The following is a 12238-nucleotide window of genomic DNA, read 5'->3' on the forward strand; positions in this document are numbered from 1 at the left end:
TCTATTTATTTTTTTCTTAAAGTAGCTTTAATTACCTCAACTTCATTATATGGGACATAATCATCCCCAATGACTTGATATAATTCGCCACCTTTACCTGTAAAGACAACCGTATCCTGTTCATTTGCATGATTCAATGCGAAAGCTATCGCTTCTTCTCTTTTTTCAATAATTGTATAGTCTACTTCATTATGCTGACCAATTATTTCCTGACAAATTTTTTGAACTGGCTCATGGCGTGGATTATCGGCTGTAAAAACGATATAATCTGAATATTTAAAGACAATGTCCCCTATTTCAGGACGAGCGCCACTATCTCGATTACCTCCACTATGTCCGATCAAAGTAATTAATCTTCCTTGCTTTTTAGCTGCTAATTCTTTTAAAACATTTTCGATAGCATCTGGTGTATGGGCAAAATCAACTACTACTTTATAGGGTTGTCCTTCATCTACTAATTGCATGCGACCACTCACACCTTCAAACTCACCGCTTACTCGAATAATTTCTTCGGTAGAATAGCCATAATAATATTTCAAACATAAAAAGGCTGCCATATAATTTGCAACATTATAATCACCTAGCATTTTTAACGTAACTTGATGTGGACGTTGATTCACCCAGAGCTTAAACTTAGTTTGGTTATCTACTACTTCAATGTCTGTAGCATAAACGGTGGCATCCGCGTTACCAATACTATAAATGGCGACTTCAGCAGCTGTTGCTTGCGCCATTAGCTGACTGTATTCATCATCTAAATTAACAATCGCTAGTTTTGGTCGTCCGTTGGATAATCTTTGACCTAATTGAGCAAATAATAAACTTTTAGCATAAGCATAATGCTCCATCGTATGATGAAAATCTAAATGTTCGCGTGTTAAGTTGGTAAAAATTGCACAGTCTACTTCAGTATACCATAAACGACCTAATTGCAAAGCGTGTGATGACGCCTCAATGATTGCATCTTGACACTCTTCTACTACCATTTCATTAAATAATCGTTGTAATTCTAAAGCATTCGGAGTAGTGTTGACTGCGGGATAATATTTTTCGTTGACCTTATAATGTAAGGTTCCTAACAAGCCGGTTTTATGACCTAATCTCGTTAACCAATCACTAATCATTGAACTTGTGGTTGTTTTGCCATTCGTACCCGTAATCGCTGTTATCGTTAGTCTTTCTGATGGACGGTGATAAAATTGATTAGCTAGAATTGCTTGAGCACGAAAAGTTGAATCTACTAATATAATAGTCGCATTTAAGTTTTGCCATGCTTCACGGTATTCTTCTACAACTACAACATTGGCACCCGCTTTAACTGCTTGTTCGATAGCATGATGCCCATCAAAATGTTCACCACGTATCGCAATATAACAACTGTTTGCGATAATTTTGCGTGTATCATTCACTAATAAACTAATCTCTTTATTTGCTAATGGTTCTCCATAAATAGCTTTTAATCGAAGGACTTCGATTAAATCTGTCGCTTTCATGTATTTCCTTCTTTCTTTACTGATTAATATAAATCGATTCAATAAACGGATGAAATGTTTGGGCTAAAATCTGTGAACCAATTAAGCCTTTCTTATCCGTCGGTTGTTTCATATAAAGATACATCATATATTTCGGGTCATTAGCCGGAAAAAAAGCCACTACCGAGTCGGTATAATCATTCGGCCCAGTTAAATAACCGGTACCATCTTCATTGGCAATTTCAGCCGTACCTGTTTTAGCCGCTACTTTAACGATGTCACTCTTGAATGGTTTTGCCGTCCCATAATCTTTTTCAACGGTATCGACCATTAAGCCTAAGACATGATCAGCAGCTTCTTTGGAAATAGGTTGTCCTAATTCTTGTACTTTATACTGATTATTTTTTTCGCCAATACCTTCGATGTATTGAACCTTAACCATTGTACCATGATTTGCTACAGAGGTAAAAGCTTGAAGCAATTGAATCGGTGTTGTCGAAAATGCTTGGCCAAAACTTGACATATATCGCGATACGGGATTATCAAAACTAAAGGTGCCGTCAATTTCATTAATTAATCCTGAGTTAGTTGATTTTCCAAATCCAAACTTGGCAAGTTCGTCAATCCATTTTTCTTCACCCAGGCGCTCAATTAAAGTGACCATCGCCGTATTACTTGAACGAGCTAAACCTTCTTCAAAGGTAATATCTCCCCATCCATATAAATTATGATCATTAATTTTAGTATCAAATATTTCAATCGTTCCCGAATGATACTTTTCGTCTGGCTGATATAGATTATGGTCATAAGCGACACTCATCGTTAATATTTTGATTGTTGATCCCGGTTCATAAGCATCTTCGGTTAAAAAATTTCGCCATTCTTTATCAATGCCTTCACGGGTATTTAAATTAAACGAAGGCCGTTGAGCCGCTGCAATTAATTTACCGGTTTTCACTTCTACTAGGTAAGCTCCCATCTCTTTTGGTTGGTAAGTAGTAATGGCGGTATTTAATAAATCCTCTAGTTGATTTTGTAAGCGACTATCGAGCGTTAAGTAAAGATCATCACCAGATAAATAATTAAGGTTATTCGATGCTTCCCATTGTTCTCGGTAGTCTTTCGCACCACTTAACTGTTCATCGTAGCTTAATTCAATCCCTAACTGTCCTTTTAATATTTCAGCGTCTTCATAATCATCATTTTCTCCTGCCATTAAGGGCGTCGCATAGCCTATTAAATGGGAAGCAAAAAAGTCATTAATGTACTGACGCGTTGTTTCACTCGCAAAATAGACACCCGGTAAGTTGGCTTCTTCAATTTTCTCTTTTACTTCTTTTGATAAATTACGACCGGCTTCACCAAATTCAATTTGATTAGCATCCGGATTACGCAATAAGGTTAAAACTTGATCACGGGTTAAATCAATATTCTCAGATAGTACTTTGGCGGTTAAATCATAATCTTTTACAATTACTTCCTCATCGGCATTTCTTAAAATTGCAAATAAAGAATAAGAAGTAGTATCCATGGCAATCGGTTGATCTTTAGAATCAAAAATCGTCCCTCTTCTTGCTTGTGTAATACTACTTCTTTCATTGGCTATTTCAGTGTAACTAACTAAATCGACGCCATTTACTGATTTTAGAACAGTTAATTGCACAATTCTAGTAATAAATAATACACACATTACTACAGCCGTCATAGCCAAAATAAATATGTTTAGCTTACTACTTTTCATTATTACTCAACTGACCTCACTCTCGATGAATCAATGTTTAAATTGCCTTCTTTAGCTGCTTTTTTTATTATTTCATAATTATATTGGTCACTAATTTTATTGTAAATAGTGTCTGTATGTGTCTGAAGTGTTGAAATCTCTGCTTCATAGTTTCTAACTGCGATTTCAGCTTCAGCTGTCTTTTGTTGCATTATTAAATTAAATGCGATTAACACGGTGCAAACTAACATGACTCCCATTAACACCAAGGCATGAATCCGTGTAAAGACAAATACAAATGTTCCTGTTTTACTAATCGATGCGTCAAATGGTTGAGAATAAGTTTGATGATTCATTGTTGGATATTCAGTTGTTTTGCTTATTACTTCCGCCATTTTTATCACCTCATGAAATATCAAATGTTAGTTTGATATTTTTTCTCTTTATTGTTTTATTCTTTCAATTATTCTTAACTTAGCACTACGAGAACGATTGTTCTCAGATAGTTCTTCTTCACTTGCGACAATAGGTTTACGATTAACCAATGTATAATCAGCACTAGCTATTGTGGGTAACACTGGTAAATTATGTGGTATTTCAGGTGCAGTACTTAATTCTTTAAAATATTGTTTTACAAATCGATCTTCTAAAGAATGGAAAGTAATGGCGCTAATACGTCCACCAACTTTTAATAATTTAACTGCTTGTTGCATTGAATCTTCTAAGGCTCCTAATTCATCATTTACTGCAATACGGATTGCTTGGAAAGTTCTTTTAGCAGGATGGCCCCCTGTTCTTCTCGTTGCAGCTGGAATTGAAGTTTTGACAATTTCTGCTAATTGTGTCGTCGTCTCAATCGGCGCAATTGAACGTTCTTTTTCAATATTACGTGCAATACGTTTGGCAAATTTTTCTTCACCATATCGAAATATTATTTTCATTAATTCTTCAAAAGGCCACTGATTGACTACTTCGTAAGCAGTCAATGCTGCCTCTTGATTCATTCTCATATCTAAACGTGCTTCTTGATGATAACTAAATCCTCTTTGTGCAACATCTAATTGTGGGGAGGAAACTCCTAAATCATAGTAAACGCCGTCAACTTCAGTTACACCATAAGTCGCTAACGCTTCGGTTATATTTCTAAAATTATTATGAATAAAGATTACTTTACCCTTTTCGACTTCGTCTGCTAATTCTTTTTTCGCATTCTCAATCGCCACCATATCCTGGTCAAAGGCATAAAGTCTTCCATCATCATTTAATTGGGATAGGATATATTTGGCATGTCCAGCCCCACCTAATGTACAGTCAACATAAATGCCATTTGGTTTAATATTTAGACCATCAATTGTCTCTTTTAATAACACTGTATAGTGCTCAAATGACATAATCTCACTCCTAATTAAAATCCAAAATCAAACAAATCTTCTGCAATATTTTCAAATTCATCATCATTCATTTCAGAAAAATTATTCCATTGTTCGCTACTCCAAATCTCGATACGGTCTGACACGCCGACCACACGGCATTCCTTATCGATTTTTGCGAACTCTATTAAATTTTTCGGTAAATTAACACGTCCTTGACGGTCAAACTCTACTTCAGTGGCAGCTGAGTAGAATAAACGCGTAAAAGTACGTGCATCTTTTTTTGACAAAGGTAAATTTTTCAATTTTTCATGGATGGTTTCCCAACTTGACATCGGAAATCCAAACAAGCATCCATCCATCCCACGAGTGATAATAAAACGCTCACCCAAATCAGGTCTGAATTTTGCAGGCATAATGAGTCGCCCTTTTGTGTCAATATTATGTTGATATTCACCAATAAGCACGACCCTTCACCCACTTTCTAATGCTTTGATTATAGTTTACCACAATTCCCCACAACGTACCACTTTTTCCTAAAAAATATCAAAAAAAATACGACTTTTATAAAACAAAGTCGCTAAGCGTTGATATAATAAGGTTTATATTTAAACAAAAATGTGGGGGATTTTCCCATAATAGTGGTAGAATCCCCCATGAAACACCTATAAATAAAAAAAGGTGGGGGATTATCCCACAAAATACGTAAATAATCTTAAAATCACTAAGCCAAGAAAAAAAGCCGATAAATGTTGAAATAATAATTTACTTGCCATTAAATAATAATTTTTAAAGGTAAAGTGATCAATGCGACGCACATAATCATATAATTGCAAAACTAAAATAAAACATGAAAAAAATAAAATAAACGGCACTAAATTATAATCAAAAATAAGCCACCCTAATAAATAAATGGAGGTTAGCCATAATGGTATTAAAATGATAGCCATCGTCAGTGGCCACTCTTTAAAAAATTTCAGATACGCTTTGAAATACTTTTGAATTAAATAAACCATTAAAATAGGCGTAATATAAATCATTAGTTCACTTAATGAAAATGGGTACATTCTATCACCTTCTAAAAAAGAGGCAGGGCAAAGTCATCATTTTTTTGCCAAACCTCTGTATCAAAATAATTGTTCAGTGTTACTTTACAAAATTAATAATATGTTGCCAAGTATCACGATTTAATACTTCCCAATAATTACCATCTCCTATGAGACAATAACCAACAAACAACCCAATCACTACAAACAAAATAAGTAATAATAGGTAAAGGATTGTTTTTAATATTAATTTCAATGCTTTAATGAGCATCGATTCTGTAAGATAGGTTTCGCTCATAAGTATCATCCTTTTATTATCCAATTAATCGTCTCTTAAGTCGTAACAACCAACGTTTTAGTTTGTGTTTTTCGGAAACATTTTTTCGTTCTAATTTTCCACTTAAGATTAATTCTAACATGAGGCCAGTGCCAATCGCAACACAACTCATTGGTTGTTCTGCTCTTAAAGCGCTAACCCCTAACTCCTCGGTTAAATATGTATCCAAATGATACGTCATCGCGCCACCACCGGTTAAAATAATCCCTTTTTCAATGACGTCAGCTACCATTTCCGGTTCGGTGTCTTCCAAAATACGTCTTGCTGTACGTGCGATTATTTGTAATTGTGGCCAGATTGCTTCGTAAATATGATTAGAAGTGACATTTAATGATCGTGGTAATCCCGATACTAAATCGCGACCTTTTAAATCATATGTTGCTAGTTCCCCTTCTTCAACAGGTAAAGCACTCGCCAATAATTTTTTCACTTCTTCAGCGGAGCGTTCGCCAATTAATAAATTATGATGCTCCTTAAAATATTGGACGATTGCTAAATCAAAATCATCCCCTGCGACCTTTAAGGATTCACTATTAACAATTTCTCCTGATGAAATCACAGCGATGTCTGTGGTCCCGCCACCGATGTCCATAATCATGTTAGCAGAAGCATCGGTTAAATCAATCCCTGCTCCGACAGCAGCAATTTTCGATTCTTCCTCAATAAAAATTCGACCACCAATTGCTCTTTCTGTTGCTTCAACTAGTGACAATTGTTCAATTTCACTTATATTAGAAGGGCAACAAATCAACACATTGGGTTTAGAAAACCAGCGTCGTGCATGAATTTTTTCTAAAAATAAAACTAACATCGCTTCAGCTAAATCAAAATCAGCAATCACACCGCCTTTTAAAGGATGGACGATGTCAATTGATTCTGGCGTTCGCCCTATCATTTCATAGGCACGTTTACCAACCTCAATAATTTCATGTGTCCGGTTGTCTACCGCCACTACTGAAGGTTCATTGACCACAATTCCGCGCCCTTTAAAATGAATTAACACATTTGCAGTTCCGAAATCAATTCCTATATCTCTGCTCATATGTTCACCTCATTTTGCCTTCTTAGACAGTTACAGGCTTCGTATTGGTTTGATTCAATGAATGAATGTCAACACGTTCTATATTCGCCCCTAAAGCAATTAGTTTTTCATGGAATTTATAATATCCACGATCTAAATATTGTAATTCCGAAACACGGGTTAATCCTTTTGCGGTTAAACCTGCAATTATTAAAGCGGCCGCTGCTCGTAAATCAGTCGCTTTAACGCTCGCCCCTGTTAATTCAGATGGTCCGTACATTGCAACGGTTTGTCGATCAACTTTAAATTCTGCACCCATACGACGTAATTCTTCAAAATGCATAAAACGATTCTCAAATACTGTTTCAGTTAAAACTGAACTACCTTCTGCTAATAATTGTGCGATAGTCATTTGAGCTTGCATATCAGTTGGAAAACCAGGGTGTGGTAAAGTTTTTACATCAACTGGTTTTAATTTCTCAGGACCTTGAACACGAATACCGTCTTGATAGTCTTCAATAACAACGCCCATTTCTCTTAATTTACTAATTAATGGACGATTGTGCTCAGCGATTGCTCCTTCAATATAGACATCACCTTTGGTAACAGCTGCCGCTACCATAAAGGTTCCCGCTTCAATTCGATCTGGAACCACGGAATGTTCTGTTCCATGTAATGTTTGCACACCTTCAATACGAATTGTCTCTGTACCAGCCCCGACGACATGAGCACCCATTTTATTTAAAAAATTCGCTAAATCAACAATCTCTGGTTCACGGGCCACGTTTTCAATGATAGTAGTCCCTTCAGCATATACAGCTGCCATCATAATATTTTCAGTAGCTCCGACACTTGGAAAATCTAAATATATACGCGCTCCAACTAATTTTTCAGCTGTTGCTTCAACATAGCCGGCAGCACGCGTAATCTTCGCGCCTAAAGCTTCAAATCCTTTTAAATGTAAATCAATCGGTCTTGACCCAATCGCACAACCACCTGGCATTGCGACACGAGCATGACCAAATCGTGCTAATAATGGTCCCATTACAACAATAGAAGCGCGCATCTTGCTAACAAAATCATAGTCAGCCGTTGTTAAGATATCACCTGTTGCATCTAAAACTATTGTATTGTTCTCTGTATCAAATTTATTTTTTACATTAATATTGTTCAATAATTCATTAATTGTATAGACATCTGATAGAACTGGAACATTTGACAAGTATGTCTTACCCTCTTCAACCAAAATAGAAGCAGCTAGAATGGGTAATACGGCATTTTTCGCTCCTTCAACCTTAACAGATCCCTCTAAGCGATTACCGCCTTGTACTAAAATTTCTTCCATATTCAATTTATTCCCCTTTAGTTTTACCTTATCGTTTTGGAGCGAACGATAAGTCGATTTAATTATAGGAATATGCTGTATAAAATACTACGCAATAATTCCATGATCGTAATAACAAACGAGCCAGTAAGATGTCCCAGTGCGATGCTTGCTAAAATACAAACATACTGAGCGTAAACATAATTTCTTTTGGAAAATAATTTACGCCAATCGATTTTGTCTAAAATCATATAAGACATCATGACGAATAAAAATCTTACAAGCAGTACTGCCATACCATTAGCTGTTGTCATTTTATTCTCACCCCTCGTTTCTTTTCTATCATAGCATAAAATAAATTTAAATACACCCAAAAGTTATTTTGTAATCAAAATTTTTAAAAGTAATCTTATTGTAAATTAGTCAATCTCCTTGTTTCATTTGCAATAAAAGCGCGAGAATAAGCTTTTTGACATTAATAAATGGGAGTGACTAAGAAAATAACAGCTAATTTTCGCTTACTATACTCAGTCTCTATATACTTTTTATAGACAGCAAGTAGAGTCAGCATTCATTTGCTAACATTCAACCTACTTCCAATAACTAAAAAAGTCATTAGCCAAAATTAACTTTCTCAATTCTACTTCCAATATCAAAAAAGTCATTAGCCAAAATTAACTTTCTTAATTCTGCTTCCAATATCAAAAAAGTCATTGGCAAAAATTAAATTTCTCCATGGCTGGATGAATGGTTAATCTTTCATAGCTCGCACATATTAATAAAGAACCCAAAAAACTGGTCTCCCTCGGGACACCAGTTATGGTAAGCTTTATGTGTCTTACAAAAAACTATTTACTTTCTTTTTTATTGGCTTTCTCACGTAAAGATTTATCTAAAATTTGTTTTCTTAGACGAATACTTTTTGGGGTTACTTCACAATATTCATCATCATCCATAAATTGAATGGATTCTTCTAAAGTCAAGATTCGAGGACGTTTGATGACTGCTGTTTGATCTTTAGTAGCAGAACGAACGTTCGTTAAGTTTTTCGCGCGAGTAATATTGACTGTTAAGTCATTTTCACGATTATGTTCTCCCACTATCATACCGCCATAAACTTCCGTACCAGGTTCTACGAAAATCGTACCACGATCTTCTAAAGCCATAATACTATAAGTCGTTGCTGTACCATTTTCAATCGAAACTAAAGTACCATTACGACGACGACCAATACTTCCTTCTATTACTGGTAAATAATCATCGAAAGTATGGTTAATAATGCCGTAACCGCGCGTAATCGACATGAACTCTGTAGAAAAGCCAATTAAACCACGCGCTGGGACTAAGAATACTAAACGTACTTGACCATTACCAGTATGAATCATATCAGCCATTTCAGCTTTACGAGAACCTAATGCTTCGATAATCGAACCCATATATTCTTCCGGTGTATCAATTTGTACGCGCTCAAATGGCTCACACATTTTACCGTCAATTTCACGTAAAATAACTTTTGGTCTTGAAACTTGGAACTCATATCCTTGACGACGCATTGTTTCAATTAAGATGGATAAGTGCAACTCGCCACGTCCCATCACTCTAAACGCATCTGGTGAATCAGTTGGTTCTACTTTCAATGAAACGTCTGTATGTAATTCTTGCATTAAACGATCTTGTAAATTACGCGCTGTTACATACTTACCTTCACGTCCAGCAAAAGGCGAATTATTTGTTAAGAATGTCATTTCCAATGTCGGTTCATCGATGTGTAGTAATGGTAAAGCTTCAGGCTTTTGTGCGTCAGCAACTGTTTCACCAACGAAAATATCTTCCATACCAGAAAGTGCAATTAAATCTCCGGCTTTAGCTTCATTAATTTCTACACGATCTAAACCAAAGAAACCTAAAATCTTGGTGACACGGAAATTTTTCTTAGTGCCATCTGCTTTCATTAAAGCAACATTATCGCCCACTTTAATCTTACCACGGAAAACACGTCCAATTCCAATACGACCTACAAAGGCATTATAATCTAATAAGGAAACTTGAAATTGTAAAGGTTCATCACTATTATCAATGGGTGCTGGCACATGTTCGATAACAGCATCAAAAATAGCATCCATTGAGGGCTGTTGGTCTTCTAGTTGATCAGAAGTAGAAGAAGTACCGTTAATAGCTGAAGCATAAACTACTGGGAATTCTAATTGGTCATCATCCGCACCGAGTTCAATAAATAATTCTAACACTTCATCGACCACTTCTGCCGGTCTTGCTGACGGTTTATCAATTTTATTAACAACCACTACTGGCGTTAATCCAACTTCTAATGCTTTTTTTAATACAAAACGTGTTTGTGGCATGGTACCTTCATAAGCATCCACTACTAACACAACACCATCAACCATTTTAAGAATACGCTCTACTTCACCACCAAAATCGGCATGTCCTGGTGTGTCTAAAATGTTAATACGAGTGCCTTTATAGTTAACAGCTGTATTTTTGGCTAAGATGGTAATGCCACGTTCTTTTTCGATATCTCCCGAGTCCATTGCACGTTCTTCTAACTGTAAACGAGCATCAAGAGTATCTGAGTTTTTTAGTAATTGGTCAACCAAAGTTGTTTTACCGTGGTCAACGTGAGCAATTATTGCAATATTTCTTATATCATTACGCGTATTCATTAATTTCCCCTATTTCTGTTGGATTGTTTAAAATTTCGACTGCTTCCTTATAAACGCTTGGATGTGCAAAGAGGACCGGTGATTTTTCTAAAATAGATAATGGTGAGCCATTTGCTTGTGTACAAATAATACCACCCGCTTCACAAATCGCATATCCTGCAGCAAAATCCCAAGGATGTAAGCCAAAAGATAAGTAAAGTGAGGCTTCACCTCTTAAAACTTGAATCACCTCTAAAGCTGCAGAACCATGTGCTCTGGCTCCTAATACCGTTGCTAATAAACTTTGACAATTATTTTGATTGCGACTAAACATCCCGACATTTCCCATAATGAGACTATCATTTAATGGACCTACCGGTAATGGTTTCAATGGTTTATTATTGAGATACATCCCTTCACCAACGATACCATAATATAAATCATGCTGCATCACATCATAAATATAGCCCGCTACTGGCTTACCATTATTAAATAAACCAATCATAATACCAAAATTATTCTTTTGTTTAACAAAGTTTAAAGTTCCATCAATCGGATCAATAACCCAAATCATGCCATTGGTATCATTTACCGGATCACTGATTCCTTCTTCGCCAATAATACGGTGTTCAGGATAAAACTGACGAATTTTCTCAGTAAAGAATTTTTCCGTTGCTTTATCCATTTCAGTAACTAAATCACTGGCATCCTTTTTTTCATCGACTTGTAATTTTCTACTATGAGATTCTCTCAAAGCCTCTGCCGCTTCTTCCATCCAAACTAAAATACGATGATGTAATTGGTAATCCATATTCTTCCTCCTAATTAATCCTCATCTTTTTGTTTTTGGCTTCCGTCTTATTCAGCTCTTTCATTAATTTCACAGCTTGATAAATAGAATAACCACTTTCACTTTGGAAAACTTTATCTAATTGTTTTTCACCACTTATACTGGTCACCACTTCTTTAAATTTTTGATACTTAATCGAGAACTCTTTAACATCCATTGAAGACTCATAAACTTGCTCAACAGCTGCTAAAAATTCAACAACTTTAACTATCTCTTCTGTTGACCAATCTGAATCGATAGGATAAGCATAATTTTGCATTAGCCCGCCTCCTGTCCATGTACTACTATACAGTATTTTGCAATAAAAATAAAAACATTTTTCCGATGAAAGCGGTCTATATCAAATTATTTTAGTTTCTTGGATAGTAAAATTAAGCTAGAAAAATAAATAGGCCATTTGTATGGTATCCTAAACATACGAACACATGCTAAGGAAGG

13 protein-coding genes are annotated in these 12238 nt (G+C 35.7%); all 13 read right to left on the minus strand.

The features are described from left to right. Positions 1 to 5: 5 nt before the first annotated feature. Positions 6 to 1493: a UDP-N-acetylmuramoyl-L-alanyl-D-glutamate--2,6-diaminopimelate ligase gene (locus tag CYJ72_RS02160; protein ID WP_284630265.1), complete on the minus strand. Its 1488-nt coding sequence runs from the start codon at positions 1491 to 1493 to the stop codon at positions 6 to 8. A 16-nt stretch (positions 1494 to 1509) separates the two neighbouring features. After that, the gene (locus tag CYJ72_RS02165) at positions 1510 to 3162 is read right to left on the minus strand and encodes a peptidoglycan D,D-transpeptidase FtsI family protein (RefSeq protein WP_284630266.1); all 1653 of its coding nucleotides are present in this window, start codon (positions 3160 to 3162) and stop codon (positions 1510 to 1512) included. 53 nt (positions 3163 to 3215) lie between these two features. Continuing rightward, on the minus strand, positions 3216 to 3587 hold the full coding sequence (locus CYJ72_RS02170) for a hypothetical protein (RefSeq protein ID WP_066125387.1): 372 nt from the start codon (positions 3585 to 3587) through the stop codon (positions 3216 to 3218). A gap of 48 nt (positions 3588 to 3635) precedes the next feature. Beyond that, positions 3636 to 4583, minus strand: coding sequence for a 16S rRNA (cytosine(1402)-N(4))-methyltransferase RsmH (gene rsmH / locus CYJ72_RS02175; protein ID WP_066125389.1), 948 nt, complete (start codon positions 4581 to 4583; stop codon positions 3636 to 3638). Positions 4584 to 4597: 14 nt separating this feature from the next. Further along, positions 4598 to 5029 (minus strand): division/cell wall cluster transcriptional repressor MraZ, encoded by a 432-nt coding sequence (mraZ, locus tag CYJ72_RS02180; protein WP_066125391.1) that lies wholly within the window; start codon positions 5027 to 5029, stop codon positions 4598 to 4600. A 222-nt stretch (positions 5030 to 5251) separates the two neighbouring features. After that, entirely contained in the window at positions 5252 to 5629 is a 378-nt protein-coding gene (locus CYJ72_RS02185) for a hypothetical protein (RefSeq protein ID WP_101812958.1), read from the minus strand. A gap of 79 nt (positions 5630 to 5708) precedes the next feature. Continuing rightward, positions 5709 to 5906, minus strand: a complete 198-nt coding sequence (locus tag CYJ72_RS02190) for a DNA-directed RNA polymerase subunit beta (RefSeq protein ID WP_078756016.1) — start codon at positions 5904 to 5906, stop codon at positions 5709 to 5711. A gap of 16 nt (positions 5907 to 5922) precedes the next feature. Beyond that, positions 5923 to 6987 (minus strand): rod shape-determining protein, encoded by a 1065-nt coding sequence (locus tag CYJ72_RS02195; RefSeq protein ID WP_284630267.1) that lies wholly within the window; start codon positions 6985 to 6987, stop codon positions 5923 to 5925. A 22-nt stretch (positions 6988 to 7009) separates the two neighbouring features. Continuing rightward, positions 7010 to 8311 (minus strand): UDP-N-acetylglucosamine 1-carboxyvinyltransferase, encoded by a 1302-nt coding sequence (murA, locus tag CYJ72_RS02200; protein WP_066125399.1) that lies wholly within the window; start codon positions 8309 to 8311, stop codon positions 7010 to 7012. 62 nt (positions 8312 to 8373) lie between these two features. Next, positions 8374 to 8604 (minus strand): DUF1146 family protein, encoded by a 231-nt coding sequence (locus CYJ72_RS02205; RefSeq protein ID WP_066125401.1) that lies wholly within the window; start codon positions 8602 to 8604, stop codon positions 8374 to 8376. Between the two features lie 534 nt (positions 8605 to 9138). Continuing rightward, positions 9139 to 10971 carry a translational GTPase TypA gene (gene typA / locus CYJ72_RS02210; protein ID WP_066125403.1) on the minus strand — a complete coding sequence of 611 codons (1833 nt, stop codon included), beginning with the start codon at positions 10969 to 10971 and terminating at the stop codon, positions 9139 to 9141. Continuing rightward, positions 10958 to 11761, minus strand: coding sequence for an inositol monophosphatase family protein (locus CYJ72_RS02215; RefSeq protein WP_066125405.1), 804 nt, complete (start codon positions 11759 to 11761; stop codon positions 10958 to 10960). Before CYJ72_RS02215 ends, typA begins: the two co-directional genes overlap by 14 nt. Before the next feature lie 10 nt (positions 11762 to 11771). Further along, positions 11772 to 12059 (minus strand): UPF0223 family protein, encoded by a 288-nt coding sequence (locus tag CYJ72_RS02220; protein WP_066125407.1) that lies wholly within the window; start codon positions 12057 to 12059, stop codon positions 11772 to 11774. Positions 12060 to 12238 lie beyond the last annotated feature (179 nt).

The organism is Globicatella sanguinis (genome assembly GCF_002847845.2).
GTDB classification, from domain to species: domain Bacteria; phylum Bacillota; class Bacilli; order Lactobacillales; family Aerococcaceae; genus Globicatella; species Globicatella sanguinis.

Bases quoted from the DNA above. Each gene is read 5' to 3' on its own strand.
- CYJ72_RS02160 (WP_284630265.1), bottom strand. From the start codon at position 1,493: ATGAAAGCGACAGATTTAATCGAAGTCCTTCGATTAAAAGCTATTTAT.
- CYJ72_RS02165 (WP_284630266.1), bottom strand. From the start codon at position 3,162: ATGTGTGTATTATTTATTACTAGAATTGTGCAATTAACTGTTCTAAAA.
- CYJ72_RS02170 (WP_066125387.1), bottom strand. From the start codon at position 3,587: ATGGCGGAAGTAATAAGCAAAACAACTGAATATCCAACAATGAATCAT.
- rsmH (WP_066125389.1), bottom strand. From the start codon at position 4,583: ATGTCATTTGAGCACTATACAGTGTTATTAAAAGAGACAATTGATGGT.
- CYJ72_RS02185 (WP_101812958.1), bottom strand. From the start codon at position 5,629: ATGTACCCATTTTCATTAAGTGAACTAATGATTTATATTACGCCTATT.
- CYJ72_RS02190 (WP_078756016.1), bottom strand. From the start codon at position 5,906: ATGAGCGAAACCTATCTTACAGAATCGATGCTCATTAAAGCATTGAAA.
- CYJ72_RS02195 (WP_284630267.1), bottom strand. From the start codon at position 6,987: ATGAGCAGAGATATAGGAATTGATTTCGGAACTGCAAATGTGTTAATT.
- murA (WP_066125399.1), bottom strand. From the start codon at position 8,311: ATGGAAGAAATTTTAGTACAAGGCGGTAATCGCTTAGAGGGATCTGTT.
- CYJ72_RS02205 (WP_066125401.1), bottom strand. From the start codon at position 8,604: ATGACAACAGCTAATGGTATGGCAGTACTGCTTGTAAGATTTTTATTC.
- typA (WP_066125403.1), bottom strand. From the start codon at position 10,971: ATGAATACGCGTAATGATATAAGAAATATTGCAATAATTGCTCACGTT.
- CYJ72_RS02215 (WP_066125405.1), bottom strand. From the start codon at position 11,761: ATGGATTACCAATTACATCATCGTATTTTAGTTTGGATGGAAGAAGCG.
- CYJ72_RS02220 (WP_066125407.1), bottom strand. From the start codon at position 12,059: ATGCAAAATTATGCTTATCCTATCGATTCAGATTGGTCAACAGAAGAG.